This window comes from Klebsiella sp. JB_Kp031, from assembly GCF_040064295.1.
Classification (GTDB): Bacteria; Pseudomonadota; Gammaproteobacteria; order Enterobacterales; family Enterobacteriaceae; genus Klebsiella; species Klebsiella quasipneumoniae.
This window is the reverse complement of sequence record NZ_JBEAJW010000041.1, coordinates 90,641-109,521: the sequence shown is the minus strand read 5'-3', so window position 1 is coordinate 109,521 and position 18,881 is coordinate 90,641. Positions and strand designations below refer to the sequence as shown.

Genomic DNA, 18,881 nt, shown 5'->3' with positions numbered 1-18,881 from the left:
CCTCTCCCCATAGAATCTTTTCGCAAATACATTTTCAAATATCAGATAACCCGCTGATTCAAATCGCCATTCTGTCGTTAAAAACGGCTAAAAACGCCCTTTTCTGGCAATCGATCCGCCCAGGCGGCTACCCTGCTTTCCCTCCGGATGGCTGAACAGCATCTTATATTCCATTTTGCGCTAAATGACAGATAAATGTTCTTTAAATTACCGATTTCACAGACCTACCATGCAAAAATATCTTAAACGAGTGGGTAAATGGTTATGTCACTGTTTCATTCCGTGAGCGACCTGATCGGTCATACTCCCCTGCTCCAGTTGCACAAACTGGATACCGGGCCCTGCAGTCTGTTTTTAAAACTGGAAAATCAGAACCCGGGCGGATCAATTAAAGATCGGGTTGCGCTGTCGATGATTAACGAAGCCGAGCGTCAGGGCAAACTGGCGCCCGGCGGGACAATTATCGAAGCCACTGCCGGCAATACCGGCCTCGGCCTGGCGCTGATCGCGGCGCAGAAAAATTACCGCCTGATCCTGGTGGTGCCGGACAAAATGAGCCGCGAGAAAATCTTTCACCTGCGGGCGCTGGGCGCGACGGTGCTGCTCACCCGTTCCGACGTCAATAAAGGTCACCCGGCCTATTACCAGGATTATGCCCGCCGCCTTGCCGATGAAACGCCGGGGGCTTTTTATATCGACCAGTTTAACAACGACGCTAATCCGCTGGCGCACGCGACCTCCACCGCGCCAGAACTTTTCCAGCAGCTGGAGGGCGACATCGACGCCATCGTCGTCGGCGTTGGCTCTGGCGGCACGCTGGGCGGGCTTCAGGCCTGGTTTGCAGAACACTCGCCGAAAACGGAATTTATCCTCGCCGATCCGGCGGGCTCGATCCTTGCCGATCAGGTTGATACCGGACGCTACGGCGAAACGGGATCCTGGCTGGTCGAAGGGATTGGAGAAGATTTCATCCCGCCGCTGGCCAGGCTGGAGGGGGTGCATACCGCCTATCGCGTCAGCGACCGCGAAGCGTTCCACACCGCGCGCCAGCTGCTGCAGGTCGAGGGTGTGCTGGCCGGATCCTCCACCGGCACCCTGCTCAGCGCCGCACTGCGCTACTGCCGGGCGCAAAGCCGTCCGAAGCGGGTGGTGACCTTCGCCTGCGACAGCGGCAATAAATACCTGTCAAAAATGTTCAACGACGACTGGATGCGCCAGCAAGGGCTAATCGCCCGCCCCGAACAGGGCGATCTCAGTGATTTTATCGCCCTGCGCCATGACGAAGGCGCTACCGTCACGGCCGCGCCGGACGACACCCTGGCCGCGGTCTTTACCCGCATGCGGCTGTATGACATCTCCCAGCTGCCGGTTCTGGAGGATGGCCGCGTGGTCGGCATCGTCGATGAGTGGGATTTGATCCGCCACGTACAGGGCGATCGCCAACGCTTCTCCCTGCCGGTCAGCGAAGCGATGAGCCGCCATGTTGAAACTCTCGATAAGCGTGCGCCAGAGAGCGAACTGCAGGCCATTCTCGATCGCGGTCTGGTGGCGGTGATCGCTGACAACGCGCGTTTTCTTGGCCTGGTCACCCGCAGCGATGTACTGACCGCCTGGCGTAACCAAGTAGCACAATAAGGAATTTTTTATGTCATCCATCCACACCCTGAGCGTACATAGCGGAACCTTCACCGACAGCCACGGCGCAGTGATGCCGCCTATTTATGCCACCTCCACTTTCGCTCAGCCGGCGCCGGGGCAGCATACTGGCTATGAATATTCCCGCAGCGGGAATCCTACCCGCCATGCGCTGGAGACGGCGATCGCCGACCTGGAAAACGGTACGCGCGGCTACGCGTTCGCCTCCGGGCTGGCCGCCATCGCCACCGTGCTGGAGCTGCTGGATAAGGACAGTCACCTGGTGGCGGTCGATGATGTGTATGGCGGCACTTACCGCCTGCTGGAAAACGTACGCCGCCGTAGCGCTGGTCTGCAGGTGAGCTGGGTGAAACCCGACGACCTGGCGGGAATTGAAGCGGCGATCCGCCCCGATACGCGCATGATCTGGGTGGAAACGCCCACCAACCCGCTGCTGAAGCTGGCGGATCTCAGCGCTATCGCCGCTATCGCGCGCCGCCATAACCTGATCAGCGTCGCCGATAACACTTTCGCCTCGCCGGCGATCCATCGCCCGCTGGAGCACGGGTTTGATATTGTGGTCCACTCCGCGACTAAGTACCTCAATGGCCATTCCGATGTCGTCGCCGGCCTGGCGGTGGTCGGCGATAACGCCGCGCTCGCGGAGAAGCTTGGCTACCTGCAGAATGCGGTAGGCGGCGTACTCGACCCGTTCAGCAGCTTCCTGACGCTACGCGGCATCCGCACCCTGGCGCTGCGGATGGAGCGCCACAGCGCGAACGCGCTGCAGCTCGCCGAATGGCTGGAACAGCAGCCGGAGGTAGAGCGAGTCTGGTTCCCCTGGCTGGCCTCGCACCCGCACCATCAGCTGGCGCGCCGGCAAATGGCCCTGCCCGGCGGCATGATTTCGGTAGTGGTGAAAGGCGATGACGGTTACGCCGAACGCATCATCAGCAAGCTGCGCTGGTTCACCCTTGCGGAGAGTCTGGGCGGCGTCGAGAGCCTGGTGAGCCAGCCCTTCAGCATGACCCATGCCTCGATCCCGCTGGAGAAGCGCCTGGCGAACGGCATCACGCCGCAGCTGATCCGCCTGTCGGTCGGGATCGAAGATCCTCACGATCTGATTGCCGACTGGCAGCAGGCGCTTCGGGAGGAGTGATTATTCCGACGCGCGGGTCGTCGCCAGCGCGTCAGGCATTCCCTGCTGAAGGTGGGCGATAAACTGCGTCAGCTTCGGCAGGGGCCGGCGATCCTGGCGCCAGAGCAGATGCACGGGCCTCGGCTGTGGGGTCCACGCCTCCAGCACCCGCACCAGGCTGCCGCTGGCCAGCGCATCGGCCAGCAGTACCTCCGGCTGCATCAGCAGCCCAGCCCCGGCGATCGCCGCCTGGCGCAGCGCATAGCCATCGTTACAGCGCAAAACCGCATCGCGCTTCCAGCGCACTTCTCCCTCTACGCCCGGCAGCCGCCACTCGTTGCGGGCGGTCCAGACCGTATGGGACAGGCAGAGATGATCGGCGAGATCTTCCGGCCTCCCTGGCATTCCGTAACGCGCCAGATAAGCCGGCGCGGCGCAGATCACCATCCGATACGGCGCCAGGTAGCGAGCCACCAGATCCTCCTGATGGATCTCGCCAATGCGGATCGCCAGATCGAACCCCTCATCCACCAGATCGACCATCCGGTTAGTCAGATCCAGTTCCACCCGGACCGCTGGCCAGGCCTGCAGAAAGGTGGCGGTCAGGGGCGCGATCACGCTGGCGCCGAACGAGGTGGGCGCGCTCACCCGCAGGGTGCCGGCCGGCGCCAGCCGCAGCCGCTCAACGGCGCTTTCGGCGATGGAGACCTGCTCCATCACCCGTTTCGCTTCGTCAAAATAGACCCGCCCGGCGTCGGTGAGGCTCTGGCGTCGGGTGTTACGCTCCAGCAGGCGCGTCGCCAGCTGGGTTTCCAGCTGGGCGATATATTTCCCGACCATCACCGCCGACAGCCCCAGGCGCGACGCCGCCCCGGTAAAGCTGCCGCACTCCACCACGGCAATAAACGTCTCCATCCCTCGCAGCTTATCCATATTGCTAACCTCTGGTTAGTAATGTCCTAACTTTTAGCCAGTTTATCCGATATCCGTTTTATTAAAGAATAGCCTCTCACCTCATCAGGAGTCTGCCATGAAAATTATCGTTGTCGGTGCCAGCGGCACCATTGGTCGCGCGGTCAGCGAAGAACTGAGCCAGAGACATGACGTTATCCGCGTCGGCCGCACCCGGGGGGATTATCAGGTGGATATCACCTCGCAGGAGAGCGTCGAGACGCTATTTGCCCAAACGGGTGAAGTAGATGCCATCGTCTCCACCACCGGTAATCTACACTTTGGGCCGTTAAGCACCATGACCGACAGCCAGTTCAACCTCGGTCTGCAGGACAAGCTGCTGGGGCAAATTCGCCTGGCGCTGGTCGGCCAGCATTTCCTGCGCGACGGCGGGTCGATTACTCTGGTCAGCGGTATTGTCGCGCAGGAACCCATTGCTCAGGGGGTCAATGCCACGACGGTCAACGCCGGTCTGGAAGGCTTTGTGCGGGCCGCCGCCTGCGAACTGCCGCGCGGGATCCGCATCAATCTCATCAGCCCCACCGTGCTCAGCGAGTCGCTGGCGGCCTACGGCGACTTTTTCCCTGGCTTTGCCAGCGTTCCCGCCGCCGCCGTAGCACAGGCCTATCGCCGCAGCATTGAAGGGGTGCAAACCGGCCGCATCTACCCGGTCGGCTACTAGCCAGTGCCGGCCCGCCGGGGCCGGCGCTTACATCCTGACGTTGTTGCAGGTACACTGACGGCTGATTGTCTCCGGCCGAAAAACTGATGTTGAAAAAATTACTCTTTATTATCCCGCTGCTGGCGCTTACCGTGCTGCTGGTCTGGTGGTTCACTCCGCATTACACCGAGGAAGACGAAGCTTACTACCGGGCGGTATTTTGCGTGATCGATCATGATGACAGCCGCCAGTTCCTCCACGATATGCAAAACATCGTCGAGGGGGGGAATTCTGACTACGCGCTGCATAAAGCACATTACCTGCCGGCGCTAGGGCAGCGGATGCTGGACACCTGGCATCAGCTCAGCCCGCAGGAACAGCAGGCGCTGCGTCAGGACCAGCAGCGCTGTGGCGAGATATTACGAGCAAAACAGCAGGGTAAATAATCCCGGCGGGCTGGCGAAACCGCAGCCCGTCACAGCGCCCGATAAGATCCCGCTGTTGACGAGCCGATCGCTGTCACAAAATCCTCCTCTATCACCGAGCCACAGGAGGACGTTTTTTTCTGCAGTCGTATACGATAAAAAGTAGTTGATCTGGTACGAACTAACTCTTATTTTGCTTCTCAGTTTTCAAAATGAGATAAAACTGATGCCTGTCATTATTGCCAGTAGTGTTAAAGAAGCCAAAGCGTTAATTAACGGTGGGGAATACAGGGAAATTATTCTTAACTTCGATATTGATGCCGATGACTTTTTCTCTCTCGCCAGCCATTCGGCTGGGACAAAAATCTCCATCTCCGACCGAAACGATCGTTCTCCGGTAAAATCAGCAAAATAATTAACCCGTGAGGGACATCTATGTGGTTGTTTATTGGTACCTTTGCGGTGGCTTTTCTCGCAGCGCTGATGTTGGTCTGGCTGGATGATCGCATCGTCGATACGGAGTGACCCCAGCGCTGAACGCTAGCGTCACTCCCTCTCGCTATTGAAGCGAAGAGGATGCGCCGCCGGTAAGCGGCGCACAGCAGGGCCGTTACAGGGAGGCCGCCAGCCGCTCAACGGCGGTCAGCAGCCCGGCTTCCGACACCGTTGAGTAGGAAAGACGCAGGGTACGGGTATCCGGATTATCGTGATAAAACGCTTCTCCCGGAACGTACACCACGCCGTTTTCCAGCGTTTTCTTCATCCATTCCATGGTATCGAACGGATAGCGGAAACGCGCCCACAGGAACATCCCCCCCTGCGGGCGGCTGAATTCCAGGTGCTCGCCAAGGCGGCTTTCCAGCGCATCGGCCAGCGCCACGCACTTCTTGCGATAGTCTTCGCGAATCAACGCAATCTGGTTATCCAGCCGGTTCAGACTGAGGTATTCCGCGGTGATCACCTGCGACAGCATATTGGTATGCAGATCCGCCGCCTGCTTCACGATCACCGTCTGCTGCGCCAGCCAGTCCGGCATGACGATCCAGCCGATACGCATCCCCGGCGCGAGGATCTTTGAAAACGTCGAGGTGTAAACCACTTGATCTTCACAGCCCAGCTCAACAGCGTGCTGATAGAGCGGGCGTCGCACGGCGTCTGTAAAGCTAATTTCGCCGTAGGGATCGTCTTCCAGAATGACGAAATCATATTTTTTCGCCAGCTCAACCAACCGGCGACGACGCGCCTCGCTCAGCGTTTTGCCGCCGGGATTGCCGAACGTCGGCACCAGGTAGACGGCTTTGACGCGGGTGGTCTCCAGCAGGTCGGCCAACTGCTCCACCAGCATCCCATCATCATCGGTATCGACGCTGAGAATATTGGCCTGCGCCAGCTGAAACACCTGCAGCGCCGCCAGATAGGTGGGTCGCTCAACGACGATAGTATCGCCTGGATCGAGCAGCGTGCGGGCAACGATATCCAGCGATTGCTGGGAGCCGGAGGTGATATAGACCTGAGCGGCTGAACAGGTCACGCCACGGGAGTGGCAGATTTCACTCACCGCCTGACGCAGCGGCGGGTAGCCTTCCGTCAGACCGTACTGAAATGCGTCATGAAAACGCTCGCTCATCACCTTCTGCACCGCCAGCTCCAGGCCTTCGGTATCAAACAGTTCCGGTGCCGGAATGCCGCCGCCAAGCGAGATCACGCCCGGCAGTTTACTGTGCTTGAGAAGTTCGCGGACGGCGGAGGGCTTGAGTTCACCCGCGCGGGCGGCGAGACGCCGATCGTGCATACTATTTTCCTTTTCTGTCTTGTTGTTGTGTTAATTATCTTGGCTTTGTTGCAGGTGTTCCCCGGCGGCGCTTACCAGTCCGGGCTATCCTTGTTCGTGTCTCTGCGCTCTCCCCGGACAGGGCAGGAGCCGCTATCCGGGGTCAGCACGTCACGCTTTGTCTTTCAATACGATCAGCGGCTCTATGTCGCTCTCTTTTTTCACCACCAGCGACGAATCGCCGCGCAGGCAGGTACCGCCGTAGTTACCGCCGACGGTAAAGGTGCACACCTGGATATACTTGCCATCCACTTTCGGCAGGCACCACAGCTGCTGGTAGATATTCTTGCGATCGACAAACTGGCCGCTGGTCTTATCCAGAACCTCATCCTGAGGCCCGATCAGGTCGATATTGTTCCCGCAGCGTCCGGAAATGGGCTTCACGGCATAGCCGGTTTTCGCCAGCTCGTCGTTAACCACAAAATCGGTATCAAGCAGATAGCGATGATGCGGGAACAGCGACCACAGCACCGGCAGGATCGCTTTGTTGCCCGGGATCACCGTCCACAGGGGTTCGAATACCAATACTTCAGGACGCAGCAGGACGTCAATCAGTCGCACCTCATTCTGCGGATGCCCGGTACGAATCGGCACCGCCGCGTACTCATCGGCGCTGACTTCGCGCACCTGCTCAATGGCGGTTTCCCATGCCCAGGTTTTCCAGACGCAGTTGACCAGCCGCCCGTCGGCGTCGATCAGCTGGCCGGCCGCATCCCAGCGCAGTTCATCGAGGCCAAAGAGAATTTTGCTCTCGAAACCGGCCTGGGTCAGCGAACGCTGGATAAACTTCGCGTGGTAATTCTCTTCCAGATCCTTGTCCTGCATGATGTGCACGAAAGGCCGCGCCCGGCTGTGTTTCCACGCTCCCGCCAGCTCATCGAGCAGACCTTCCGCCGGATTGTGACCAGTGCCATAGTAGCCCTGCTTCAACCACTGCTCGAGGATCAGCCCGCCTTCGGTATGGCAGGAGGCGGAGTCGGCATTGTACTCGTATACCTTCAGCCCGCGCTCGTCCATGCAAAAATCCATGCGCCCGGTGATCATATGATGACGCCGGCGCTGCCAGGAGAGACGCAGACGCGGCCAGAGGATTTTCGGGATATCGAACAGCGCCAGCAGGTTATCATCCTTCATCACCTTATCGGTGGCGTGCAGATACATCAGGTGCAGCTCGTTGGTGGCTTTAATCAGCTCCTGTTCGGCGCTTTCGCTGATAGTGAAATACTGATAAGGATCCTGATTGATAAAATGGCCGTTGGCCGCCACGTAGGCTTTCTGCAGCGGATCTTTCTCGTTCAGCCATTTGCCGCGGAACTGGCCGTTGTTCGGCAGCCGCGCGCCCTTGATCGCCATCGCCTCACCCGGCAGTACCGGCTGCGGCAGGCTGTGTTCGGTATCGGCGGTCTGGATCATCCAGCCTAAAATTTCGGTATCGGCAAAGGTATCTTTGATGGTGTACCGGCCGGCGTTGACCTCGAGGGTCAGCTCGCGGGTCCACTGCTGGCCCTGCGGCAGCGGCGAGTGAATGACGTTCTGCTCGGCGATGCGCACCTTATTGCCGACAAGCTGGGTGATCACCGCGACATGGCCGGTGTGCTTGAACTCGCCGCCCTTCTGCCAGATCAGCAGCGAACCAGCGATCGGCGGACGACGGGAGCCGTTGGCGAAGGCCTGAAGCGGGAGAATGTTGTCATTGACCACTTCGCGCAGAAAGCGCAGGGAGAAGATTTCATAGGCCATCCCCACATCGGTAAAGACAAACCCGTAGGTCAGGAACAGAAAGCGGCGCGCAAACTCCACGCACTGCCATTTATGCCCCATATACTCATTGCCGATGTAGCTGCGAAACGTCGCGTCATCCGGATAATCCTGTGGATTTAAGCTACTGTAATTCGATGAATAAATCGCTACGCCGCCGGGCGCGTAGCCTAACAATGTCCCAAACGGGGCGTCACTGCTTGTCGATCCTTTGCTCATTTAGCCTGACCTCAAATTAATGCAGCCCGGGCAGTTGGCGAAACAAAACTCCCTCTTCTTATCCTGCCGCAGGCACTTACCAGACAGAGGTGTAACGATGATACCACTCATTCGTTTCGCTAATCGTGCCGTTAAGGAAAATAACCCTGCAGCCGGAAGCAGAAGTGATATCGTTATCGGTGATATAACAAAAAACAACGCAACATCAGGAGTCGACAATGAGCACACCCTCGCATCTGAATGCCCAACCGCTGGTCTGGGGACACGGCCCGCGGACGTTTGAGGTGTTCCTTGAGCCCACCTGCCCCTACTCTGTCCGCGCGTTTAATAAACTCGACGATCTGCTCGATGAGGTCGGCGCCGATAACGTAACCATCAAGATACGGCTGCAATCGCAGCCGTGGCATCTGTTCTCTGGGGTGATTGTCCGCTGCATCCTCGCCGCGTCCACCCTGCCGCATGGCAGAGAGCAGGCGCATAAGGTGATGCAGGCCGTGGCAGACCATCGGGAAGAGTTTGAGTTTACCGATCACTGCAGCGGGCCGAACATGAATGCCACCCCGCAGCAAATCATTGAACGCATTGAGCGCTACAGTCACGTGCTGCTGGGGGCCGCCTTTGCCCGCCCGGAGCTGCAGGACGTGATCAAATGGCACAGTAAATATGCCCGCCAGAACGGCATCCATGTCTCGCCGACCTTTATGGTCAATGGCCTGGTGCAGCCGGATCTGGGCAGCGGCGATGATGTCAGCGTGTGGGCCGCGCGGATTATGGCCTGAGGTCACCTGCTACACTTTTTGTACATCCACGAAAAAGGCAAACCAGCATGTCAGAGCAAAACTACCAGCCACCAAAAGTGTGGGAATGGAAGCAAAACAGCGGCGGCGCGTTCGCCAACATCAACCGTCCCGTTTCCGGCGCGACTCATGAACGCGTCCTGCCGGTGGGAACCCATCCGCTCCAGCTATACTCACTCGGCACGCCCAACGGCCAGAAGGTGACGATCATGCTGGAGGAGCTGCTGGCGTTAGGCGTCAGCGGCGCGGAGTACGACGCCTGGCTGATACGCATTGGCGAAGGGGATCAGTTTTCCAGCGGCTTTGTCGAGATCAACCCGAACTCGAAGATCCCGGCGCTGAGCGACCATTCCACCACGCCGCCGACCCGGGTATTTGAGTCCGGCAACATTCTTCTCTATCTGGCGGAAAAATTTGGTTTCTTCCTGCCGAAAGATCCCGCCGGTCGCACTGAAACCCTTAACTGGCTGTTCTGGCTGCAGGGTGCCGCGCCCTTCCTGGGCGGCGGCTTCGGCCACTTCTATAACTATGCGCCGGTGAAGATCGAGTACGCGATCGACCGCTTTACGATGGAAGCCAAACGCCAGCTCGACGTGCTGGACAAACAGCTCGCCCGCGGTCGCTATGTAGCCGGCGAGGAGTACACCATCGCCGATATGGCTGTCTGGCCGTGGTATGGCAACGTCGTGCTGGGCAATGTCTATAACGCAGCGGAGTTTCTCGACGCCGGGAGCTATAAAAACGTGCTGCGCTGGGCGCAGGATGTGGGCAACCGCCCGGCGGTCAAGCGGGGACGCATCGTGAACCGCACCAACGGCCCGCTCAATGAGCAGCTGCATGAGCGCCACGACGCCCGCGACTTTGACACCCAAACGGAAGATAAGCGCCAGGCGTAACGCTCTGACCCACCGGAGGCAACCGCCTCCGGTTGTTAGCTTTCCAGCCGATAGCCCGCCATAAAGTAGGGCATCGCGGTCGAGGAACCACTCTCTTTGAAGAAGTCCATCACCATATCTCTGTCAAGGCCATAGCGACGGGTCAGGATCCCCGCCTCCCACGCGCTGAGCTGGCGGTCGCCGGTTTTTTCAAACATGCGGTGCGAGTAACCAAGCACAAACCCGCGTTTATAGTCGGCGCAAAAATTCGCCGCATGCGCGGCGGTATCAGCATAGGATGCCTGTAGCCCCGCCATTAAGCCTTTGCCAAAATGATTTTCCATCAAGCTCTCCCAATCGTTATATAATAAATTATATAGCGTTTTTTTTGAGCGAGCGGTAGCGCTATTTATGACGTTTGCGTTAGCGTAAATACTTATCAAACCATGCCAGCGTGCGTTGCCAGGCCAGATCCGCCGCAGCCCGATCGTAGCGCGGCGTAGAATCATTATGAAAGCCGTGATTCACGCCCTGATAGAGATAGGCCTCGTAGACTTTATGGTGTTCCTTCAACGCCTGTTCATAGGCAGGCCAGCCTTCATTAATGCCGCTATCGAGGCCGGCATAGTGCAGCAGCAGCGGCGCTTTAATTTTATCGACCTCCTTCAGCGGCGGCTGGCGGCCGTAAAACGGCACCGCGCAGGCCAGCTCCGGAATGGCGACCGCCGCCGCGTTGCTGACGCCGCCGCCGTAACAAAAACCGGTGATACCGACCTTCCCCGTCGCCTGCGGATGCTTCGCCATAAACGCGACCGCCGCAAAAAAATCATTCATCAGCTTCACGGGATCGACTTTCTGCTGGAGCGCGCGGCCTTCATCATCATTCCCCGGATAGCCGCCGACGGAGCTCAGGCCATCCGGCGCCAGCGCGATATACCCCGCTTTCGCTACCCGCCGGGCGACGTCTTCAATATAGGGATTCAGGCCGCGGTTCTCATGTACCACCACAACGGCGGGCGCTTTATCGGCTATTTTCGTCGGCGTCACCAGGTAAGCCCGCACTTCGCCGTGGCCGTCAGGAGAGGGATAATGAATATACTCCGGGCGGATATCCGGGTCGGTGAACGGTACCTGCTCTGCCAGGGCATAGTCGGGCTTCAGCAGATTAAACAGCGCCAGCGCGGTCATCCCGCCGACGGCATATTTCCCCGCCAGCTGGAGAAACTCGCGTTTGCTGATTTTACCGTGGGCATAGTAGTCATAATACTCGAGCAGCTGCTGCGGGAAATCTTTGGCCGTTAATCGCGTCATCACCCTGCCTCCATTGTTTATCGCCTTTTAAGCAAAGCAGAAGCCCGGACATACGCCAGCGCAGTAAAGCAGAAACGGGGAGAAAAAAGCCCGGCAGCTGCCACCGCCGGGAGAGAAGGGATTAGTGTTTCACTTTGGTCAGACGATCGAGGTAGCCCATCACAAAGGCCGACAGCACGAAGGTCAGGTGGATAATCACGTACCACATCAGCTTATTGTCCGGGACGTTTTTCGCATCCATAAACACCCGCAGCAGGTGAATAGAGGAGATCGCCACGATGGAGGCGGCAACCTTATTTTTCAGCGAAGTCGCGTCCATTTTGCCCAGCCAACTGAGTTTTTCTTTACCTTCGTTAATATCCAGCTGCGAGACAAAATTTTCATATCCAGAGAACATCACCATCACCAGCAAACCGCCCACCAGGGTCATATCCACCAGCGACAGCAGGGTCAGAATCATATCCGACTCACTGACGCTAAAAATATGCGGCAGTATGTGGAAGATCTCCTGAAAAAATTTGATGGTCAGCGCAATCAGACCGAGCGAGAGGCCAAAATAAACCGGCGCCAGCAGCCAGCGCGAGGCGTACATAGCATTTTCCAGAAAGCGTTCCATAAGATCCTGTCAGTTAACATAAACGGCCGCCATTATATCGCAACAGGGTAACGCTTATGCAACATCAGCCGCCCGCGTCATCTGCAGGCGGCCAGAAACGGTTTCTTTAAAGTATGACCTCAAAGTCCTGCAAAGCGGAGTAGCCCTCGCTTTGTAGGCCAACCATTGAAGCAGCCAGCAGGCCAAATTTCGCACCGACCCATTTTCCCTTCCCGGCAGCAAAACAAAGAGGAACCTTCCGCCACTCCTCCTCGGCTCGCCAGGAAAATTGACACAGGCCGCCTTCGCCTACGGCAACCTGCAGCTGACACTTGCCGCACTTAAGCTCAGCAAGAACCTGACGAGTTTCGCGCACTACGCCCGCATCGCTCATCCAACCGTGTCGCCACACGAGCCGGTAACTCCCTTGCCCAAACTCCACCAGCAAAGCGGCGTAGCGTTCGCCGTATACGATCAGGCCTCCGGCATCACCGTCCTGAGCGGCATATAACGTTACGCTTGTTTTCGCGCTAAAAGTTAGCGCCGGAAATTTCTGCAGCAACAGCTGCGGCGCCCAGTATAACGCTCTCTGTCCATCGACTTCGGATAATGGGACGCAGCGTAATCGAAGTTCGCCTTCCGCCGGCAACAGCCACTCAGGGCTGGGGTTAGCCTGCCACTGCCACTGTATACCCGGTTGGCCTTGCGCAAAATAGTCGCTGGTTTGCGGCGCCAACGCCGGTGAAGGCGTTAACCCTTTAGGACGCGGCCAACGTAAAACCGGCTGTCCGACGCCGCAGTTGCCAATCTGCTCACCGATACGCGGCCAGCCATCGTTACCCCAGGACATCGGCTGGAGGTGAACCACGCGGCCATAGAGATGTAAGTCCTGGAAATGAACAAACCAGCATTCGCCCTTCTCACCCTCCACCCAGCCGCCCTGATGTGGTCCATTTATCGACGTGTTTCCCTGGAAAAGCACGTTTTTGGCTTCCCAAGGCCCCGTCATCTGTCGCGCGCGCAGTACCGTCTGCCAGCCATTTTCAACCCCGCCCGCAGGAGCAAAGATGTAGTACCAACCGGCGCGTTGATAAACCTTTGGCCCCTCAAGGGTAGGTAAATCGCAGCAGCCGTCATAGATAATCTGCCCTTCGCCCAGCAATTCGCTGGCGTCCGGCGCCATCGCAAACAACTGCAATTTATGCTTGATGCCGCTGCGGCTATGGGCGAAGGCATGTACCAACCAGGCCTGACCATTGTCGTCCCAGAACGGGCAGGGATCTATCCAACCTCTGGCCTCGCGCAGGCAGTGCGGAGCGCTCCATTCCCCCCATGGATCCTCGGTATGGCAGATAAAAATACCTTCATCGGGCGTGCTGAAGCAGACCCACAGCTTGCCATCATGCCAGCGAATCGACGGCGCCCATACGCCCTTACCTGGCTGATACCGGTCATAACCAGGTAGCGGCAGTTCATCCATAACGTGGTTGATGATAGTCCAATTAACCAGGTCCGTTGAATGCAGGATCGGTAAAGCGGGCATATGGTTAAAACTGGAAGAGACCATAAAGAAATCATCGCCTACGCGCACGATATCCGGGTCGGAATAATCGGCGCATAAGATAGGATTCTGGTATTCAGAAGGGGTCATGTTTCGCATCTCCTCAGGCCTTTTCCGGAACGGCGTTTAGCGGCAAATGCGTCTCTGAATGCCCCTGCTGCTGACGCATGGACAGCTCGCGCTGAATTGTCTGCATCATTTTGTCATCCAGCTTATAGAAACGCGCCAGCCACCACAGGAGCAGGTAAGATAGTGATGGACCGAGCGTTAACAGCCCCACAATTCCCATTGTCGCCAGCGGAGTCTGCGCCGTTACGCCCGCCTGATAGCCAAATAGCCCAAGCGAAAAACCTACGGCGGCACCAGCAACCGCCATGCCCATTTTCAAAGCAAACAGATTACCGGAATAGGATAATCCCGTGATGCGACGGCCAAACTTCCATTCGCCATAATCGGCAGCGTTGGCCATCATGTTCCATTTAAACGGCTGGTACATCTGATGGAAGAAGCCGACCAGGAAGTATAAAGGGAACACCACCGGCAGCCAGGTCGGCGGCACAAAGAACATTACGACGCCAACCAGGACCAGCAGGAGGTTGATATTTTTAAACAGCGATACCGCACGATAGCGCTTGGCCAGCCATCCGGCGGCGATGCTGCCGATAATCGTGCCAACGACGCTGGTGGAAACAAATGCTGATTTCATGGCCGTTCCTGCCGCTGACTCCACGCCGCCTAACATCAGGTAGGTTGCATAATAGAGCGTGGCGGCGCTGCGCATAACCCCGGCCATACTGGAGAAAAAAGTAATTATCGCCACAATACGCCACTGGTCATTCGCCAGCAGCTGACGGAGATCTTCGCGTATGCTCCCCTGCTGTTCAACAGCTGGAGCCACGCGTTCTTTGGTAGAGAAAAAGCAAAAAGCCAGCATTACAATAGCGATCGCGCCCATGATTCCCATTGTCGCCTGAAAACCAAACTGCTTATTTTCTTTACCGAAAAAATCCACCAGGAACAGGGTTGCGACAGAAACCATCAGACCGGCCAGAGAAGAGATCGTAAAACGATATGACTGGGCTGAAAGGCGATCCTTCTCATCACGCGTAATGACTCCGCCCAATGCGCAGTAAGGAATATTGATAAAGGTGTAACACAGCATGAGTAAGGTGTAGGTCAGGTAGGCATAAACCAGTTTACCCGATGCGCCAAATTCCGGGGTCGTGAAGGTCATTACCGCCAGCACGGCATAAGGTACGGCAAACCAGATAAGCCACGGGCGAAAATGGCCCCAGCGGGTCTTTACACGGTCTGCAACAATGCCGGTTAGCGGATCGGTAATCGCATCCAGAACCCGCGTCACCAGGAACATCACTCCGACTGCGGCAGCTGAGAGCCCGTAAATATCCGTATAAAACCATGTCAAAAACATGGTTACCGAAGAGTAAACGATACCGCAGGCTGCATCTCCCATGCCATATCCCAGCTTCTCCGCAAATGACAGTTTATTATCGTGATTCACAATATAACCCCTCTCAGATGAAGTGGTATTCACTGTAGAGGCAGGATAAAAACTATCCTATTGTCATTTTTCGCAACGGGTTTATGTTTTCTGTTAACTGAGAAAGTTGTCACACATCTATAAGATTGGTCTTACAAGTTATTGCATCACCTATTAAAAAGCTGGCGCAAGGCCAGCCTGAGGAGATAAGTGAAAAGGGGTAGGTTACTTCGCTTTGACGGTCTCTTCGCCCACCAGCCCGATCTTGAGATATCCCGCCTGATGCAGGGTATCCATCACTTTCATCATCGTCTCGTAATCGACGGTTTTATCCGCGCGGAAGAAGACGGTGGTATCTTTTTTGCCGGCGGTCAGGCTATCCAGGGCGTTAATCATATTCGCTTCGGTCACCGGGTCGTTGCCGAGGAACATGCTCTTATCCGCCTTCACCGACAGGTAGATAGGTTTTTCCGGTCGCGGTTGCGGCTGGCTGGAGGAGGCCGGCAGATTCACCTTCACGTCGACCGTCGCCAGCGGCGCGGCCACCATAAAGATAATCAGCAGAACCAGCATGACGTCGATAAACGGCGTCACGTTGATCTCATGCATTTCGCCGTTATCGTCCAGATTTTCATTAAGACGCATCGCCATAGCCGATCAACCTACCCGTAATTTCTGCGCGCTGCGCACCGGCTTCACGCCGCTGGCGCTGAGGTCCAGGTCGCGGCTTTGCAGCAGGAGTACCTGAGCGGCGACGTCACCGAGTGAGGCCTTATAGCTGCCGATCATGCGGGCGAAGATGTTATAGATGACCACCGCCGGGATGGCGGCGAACAGGCCGATGGCCGTCGCCAGCAGCGCTTCCGCGATGCCCGGCGCCACCACCGCAAGGTTGGTGGTCTGGGTCTGAGCGATGCCGATAAAGCTGTTCATGATGCCCCAGACGGTCCCGAACAGGCCAACGAACGGCGAAATGGCGCCGATGGTGGCCAGGTAGCCGTTGCCGCGCCCCATATGGCGACCGACGGCCGCGACGCGGCGCTCAAGGCGGAAACCGGTTCGTTCCTTGATGCCTTCATTGTCTTCGGCGCCGGCGGAGAGTTCGAGTTCGTTCTGCGCTTCATTGATAAGCTGGGTGGTGAGGCTTTTCGCCTCAAAGGCGCTGGCGATATCGCTGGCCTGATCGAGAGAGCGGGCTTCCGCCAGCTGCTGCTGTTCGCGTTTGAGGCGACGCTTACTGGCGAGGATTTCCGCCCCTTTGCCGAAGAAGATGGCCCAGGTGACGACTGACGCCAGAATCAGGCCAATCATCACCACCTTAACGACAATATCAGCATGATGATACATACCCCAAACGGAGAGATCCGCCTGCATCAAATTATTACCCACGCTCTATCTCCACGACGATAATCACAAAATCTGCCCTCAATAATATCAAAACGACATCGAATTGATAGTGGTTCTCATTAGTATTTACACTGTGCAGCAAATCACGTTTATTTTCCTTGCGCTTACGCAGTAAAAAAGTGGCTAACCGCGGGCCTGGTAAAATTTTCGCCTGTATCGGCAGCGCGCTGGTACAGAAAAGAAGAATCATGCTAGTTTAGACGTCCAGACGTATAAAAACAGGTTCATCAACATGGCTGATAAACATCTTGATACCGCGCTGGTCAACGCCGGGCGGAGCAAAAAGTACACCCAGGGCTCAGTGAACAGCGTGATCCAGCGCGCGTCATCGCTGGTTTTCGACACCGTAGAGGCCAAAAAGCACGCCACTCGCAATCGGGCCAACGGCGAGCTGTTTTACGGGCGTCGCGGCACCCTGACCCACTTCTCGCTGCAGGAAGCGATGTGCGAGCTGGAAGGCGGCGCCGGCTGCGCCCTCTTCCCCTGCGGCGCCGCCGCGGTAGCCAACACTATCCTGGCGTTTGTCGAGCAGGGCGACCATGTGCTGATGACCAATACCGCTTATGAGCCAAGCCAGGACTTTTGTACCAAAATTCTCGCTAAACTCGGCGTCACCACCAGCTGGTTCGATCCCTTAATCGGCGCTGATATTGCCCAACTTATTCGGCCGGAGACCCGCGTGGTGTTCCTGGAATCACCCGGCTCCATCACCATGGAAGTGCATGATGTGCCAGCGATTGTCGCCGCCGTGCGTCAGGTCGCGCCGGAAGCGATTATCATGATCGATAACACCTGGGCGGCGGGGATCCTGTTCAAAGCGCTGGATTTTGGCATTGATATTTCCATCCAGGCAGGCACCAAATACCTGATTGGCCACTCCGACGCCATGGTCGGCACCGCGGTGGCGAACGCGCGCTGCTGGCCGCAGCTGCGTGAGAATGCCTATCTGATGGGGCAAATGCTGGACGCCGATACCGCCTATATGACCAGCCGCGGCCTGCGCACGCTGGGCGTCCGCCTGCGTCAGCATCATGAAAGCAGCCTGCGCATCGCCGAGTGGCTGGCGCAGCATCCGCAGGTGGCGCGGGTCAACCACCCCGCCCTGCCCGGCAGTAAAGGCCATGAGTTCTGGAAACGCGATTTTACCGGCAGCAGCGGGCTGTTCTCGTTTGTGCTCAACAAGCGTCTCAACGACGCTGAGCTGGCAGAGTATCTCGACAACTTCAGCCTGTTCAGCATGGCCTACTCGTGGGGCGGCTTTGAATCGCTGATACTGGCCAATCAGCCGGAGCAAATCGCTCACATCCGACCGGATGCGGAAGTCGACTTCAGCGGCACGCTGATCCGTTTGCACATTGGTCTCGAAAATGTTGACGATCTGCAGGCGGATTTAGCAGCGGGCTTCGCGCGTATCGTGTAAAGTGACAGTCAGTGGCAACAATAGCGGACGCTTTTTATCGGAGCGGCCGCTTTTGTTGCGCCCGGGATCAAGGTGCTCGGGTCTCTTCAGGAGTACACTAGTCAACAATACGGTACCACTTAGGAAAGTCCATGGTTGTCATTCAAGAGATTGTCGCCGCGCTGTGGCAACATGATTTTGCCGCACTGGCGAACCCTCATGTTGTGGGCGTTGTATATCTGGTTATGTTCGCGACCCTGTTTCTGGAAAACGGGCTGCTGCCTGCCTCCTTTTTACCTGGAGACAGCCTGCTGCTGCTCGCCGGCGCGCTGATTGCTAAAGGCGTCATGGACTTTGTGCCCACTATCGCCATTCTGACCGCCGCCGCCAGCCTCGGCTGCTGGCTGAGCTATGTACAGGGGCGCTGGCTGGGCAATACGCAAACGGTGAAAGGCTGGCTGGCGCACCTGCCGCATAAGTACCATCAGCGCGCCACCTGCATGTTTGACCGCCACGGTCTGCTGGCGCTGCTCGCGGGCCGCTTTCTGGCCTTTGTCCGTACCCTGCTGCCAACCATGGCGGGGATTTCCGGTCTGCCGAACCGCCGCTTCCAGTTCTTCAACTGGCTGAGCGCCCTGCTGTGGGTCGGCGTGGTCACGGGCCTCGGCTATGCGCTGAGCATGATCCCGTTCGTGAAACGTCATGAAGATCAGGTGATGACCTGCCTGATGATCCTGCCAATTGCCCTACTGCTGGCTGGCCTGCTCGGCACGCTGTTCGTGGTGATCAAAAAGAAATACTGCAGCGCCTGACGTTG

At 57.4% G+C, this 18,881-nt stretch carries 20 protein-coding genes; 9 read left to right on the top strand and 11 right to left on the bottom strand.

All coding sequences use genetic code 11. The annotated features are described in order from the left end of the window. Window positions 1-258 precede the first annotated feature (258 nt). Together ABLV64_RS21895 and ABLV64_RS21890 are read left to right on the top strand one after the other, a co-directional pair. Window positions 259-1,635 carry a cystathionine beta-synthase gene (locus ABLV64_RS21895; RefSeq protein WP_072500772.1) on the top strand — a complete coding sequence of 459 codons (1,377 nt, stop codon included), beginning with the start codon at window positions 259-261 and terminating at the stop codon, window positions 1,633-1,635. Window positions 1,636-1,645: 10 nt separating this feature from the next. Beyond that, window positions 1,646-2,794 (top strand): PLP-dependent aspartate aminotransferase family protein, encoded by a 1,149-nt coding sequence (locus ABLV64_RS21890; RefSeq protein WP_004205199.1) that lies wholly within the window; start codon window positions 1,646-1,648, stop codon window positions 2,792-2,794. Here the strand turns inward: ABLV64_RS21890 and ABLV64_RS21885 are convergent, their stop codons facing one another. Continuing rightward, window positions 2,795-3,706, bottom strand: a complete 912-nt coding sequence (locus ABLV64_RS21885; protein ID WP_048295593.1) for a LysR family transcriptional regulator — start codon at window positions 3,704-3,706, stop codon at window positions 2,795-2,797. It lies immediately after the preceding gene. Between the two features lie 97 nt (window positions 3,707-3,803). Between ABLV64_RS21885 and ABLV64_RS21880 the strand changes: the two genes are divergently transcribed. From ABLV64_RS21880 to ABLV64_RS21870, 3 genes are all read left to right on the top strand, one after another. Further along, a complete protein-coding gene (locus ABLV64_RS21880; RefSeq protein WP_202678037.1) occupies window positions 3,804-4,406 on the top strand; it encodes a short chain dehydrogenase in 603 nt (200 codons plus the stop codon). Window positions 4,407-4,492: 86 nt separating this feature from the next. Next, on the top strand, window positions 4,493-4,831 hold the full coding sequence (locus tag ABLV64_RS21875; protein WP_025999196.1) for a hypothetical protein: 339 nt from the start codon (window positions 4,493-4,495) through the stop codon (window positions 4,829-4,831). 205 nt (window positions 4,832-5,036) lie between these two features. Further along, window positions 5,037-5,225 (top strand): hypothetical protein, encoded by a 189-nt coding sequence (locus ABLV64_RS21870; RefSeq protein ID WP_004205204.1) that lies wholly within the window; start codon window positions 5,037-5,039, stop codon window positions 5,223-5,225. Between the two features lie 195 nt (window positions 5,226-5,420). On the opposite strand, the gene ABLV64_RS21865 is transcribed toward ABLV64_RS21870, so the two are convergent. The 3 genes from ABLV64_RS21865 to ABLV64_RS21855 all read right to left on the bottom strand — a co-directional run bounded on the left by ABLV64_RS21865 (window position 5,421) and on the right by ABLV64_RS21855 (window position 8,802). Continuing rightward, complete coding sequence (locus tag ABLV64_RS21865) at window positions 5,421-6,602, bottom strand: PLP-dependent aminotransferase family protein (protein ID WP_004205205.1); 1,182 nt, start codon at window positions 6,600-6,602, stop codon at window positions 5,421-5,423. Between the two features lie 150 nt (window positions 6,603-6,752). After that, window positions 6,753-8,618, bottom strand: coding sequence for a bifunctional glutathionylspermidine amidase/synthase (gene gss / locus ABLV64_RS21860; protein WP_004205206.1), 1,866 nt, complete (start codon window positions 8,616-8,618; stop codon window positions 6,753-6,755). A 76-nt stretch (window positions 8,619-8,694) separates the two neighbouring features. Then, a complete protein-coding gene (locus tag ABLV64_RS21855) occupies window positions 8,695-8,802 on the bottom strand; it encodes a hypothetical protein (RefSeq protein ID WP_032426103.1) in 108 nt (35 codons plus the stop codon). A 34-nt stretch (window positions 8,803-8,836) separates the two neighbouring features. Here ABLV64_RS21855 and ABLV64_RS21850 point away from each other — a divergent pair, with 34 nt between their 5' ends. Continuing rightward, the gene (locus tag ABLV64_RS21850) at window positions 8,837-9,397 is read left to right on the top strand and encodes a thioredoxin domain-containing protein (RefSeq protein WP_004150918.1); all 561 of its coding nucleotides are present in this window, start codon (window positions 8,837-8,839) and stop codon (window positions 9,395-9,397) included. A gap of 47 nt (window positions 9,398-9,444) precedes the next feature. Next, entirely contained in the window at window positions 9,445-10,311 is an 867-nt protein-coding gene (gene yghU, locus ABLV64_RS21845; RefSeq protein WP_002916742.1) for a glutathione-dependent disulfide-bond oxidoreductase, read from the top strand. A 35-nt stretch (window positions 10,312-10,346) separates the two neighbouring features. On the opposite strand, the gene ABLV64_RS21840 is transcribed toward yghU, so the two are convergent. From ABLV64_RS21840 to exbB, 7 genes are all read right to left on the bottom strand, one after another. After that, a complete protein-coding gene (locus ABLV64_RS21840) occupies window positions 10,347-10,634 on the bottom strand; it encodes a DUF2623 family protein (protein ID WP_348843158.1) in 288 nt (95 codons plus the stop codon). A gap of 79 nt (window positions 10,635-10,713) precedes the next feature. Beyond that, window positions 10,714-11,601 carry a YghX family hydrolase gene (yghX, locus tag ABLV64_RS21835; protein WP_023319154.1) on the bottom strand — a complete coding sequence of 296 codons (888 nt, stop codon included), beginning with the start codon at window positions 11,599-11,601 and terminating at the stop codon, window positions 10,714-10,716. Between the two features lie 121 nt (window positions 11,602-11,722). Continuing rightward, window positions 11,723-12,217 carry a TIGR00645 family protein gene (locus ABLV64_RS21830; protein ID WP_004105804.1) on the bottom strand — a complete coding sequence of 165 codons (495 nt, stop codon included), beginning with the start codon at window positions 12,215-12,217 and terminating at the stop codon, window positions 11,723-11,725. Window positions 12,218-12,323: 106 nt separating this feature from the next. Continuing rightward, window positions 12,324-13,847 (bottom strand): glycoside hydrolase 43 family protein, encoded by a 1,524-nt coding sequence (locus ABLV64_RS21825; protein WP_217324681.1) that lies wholly within the window; start codon window positions 13,845-13,847, stop codon window positions 12,324-12,326. A gap of 13 nt (window positions 13,848-13,860) precedes the next feature. Continuing rightward, window positions 13,861-15,279, bottom strand: a complete 1,419-nt coding sequence (locus tag ABLV64_RS21820; RefSeq protein WP_002916782.1) for an MFS transporter — start codon at window positions 15,277-15,279, stop codon at window positions 13,861-13,863. A gap of 204 nt (window positions 15,280-15,483) precedes the next feature. After that, on the bottom strand, window positions 15,484-15,909 hold the full coding sequence (exbD, locus tag ABLV64_RS21815; RefSeq protein WP_002916785.1) for a TonB system transport protein ExbD: 426 nt from the start codon (window positions 15,907-15,909) through the stop codon (window positions 15,484-15,486). 6 nt (window positions 15,910-15,915) lie between these two features. Then, window positions 15,916-16,647 (bottom strand): tol-pal system-associated acyl-CoA thioesterase, encoded by a 732-nt coding sequence (exbB, locus tag ABLV64_RS21810; RefSeq protein ID WP_004174395.1) that lies wholly within the window; start codon window positions 16,645-16,647, stop codon window positions 15,916-15,918. Window positions 16,648-16,897: 250 nt separating this feature from the next. Here exbB and metC point away from each other — a divergent pair, with 250 nt between their 5' ends. Then, on the top strand, window positions 16,898-18,085 hold the full coding sequence (metC, locus tag ABLV64_RS21805; RefSeq protein WP_004205213.1) for a cystathionine beta-lyase: 1,188 nt from the start codon (window positions 16,898-16,900) through the stop codon (window positions 18,083-18,085). Window positions 18,086-18,216: 131 nt separating this feature from the next. Beyond that, window positions 18,217-18,876, top strand: a complete 660-nt coding sequence (gene yghB, locus ABLV64_RS21800) for a DedA family general envelope maintenance protein YghB (RefSeq protein WP_004205217.1) — start codon at window positions 18,217-18,219, stop codon at window positions 18,874-18,876. The last annotated feature ends 5 nt before the right edge of the window (window positions 18,877-18,881 follow it).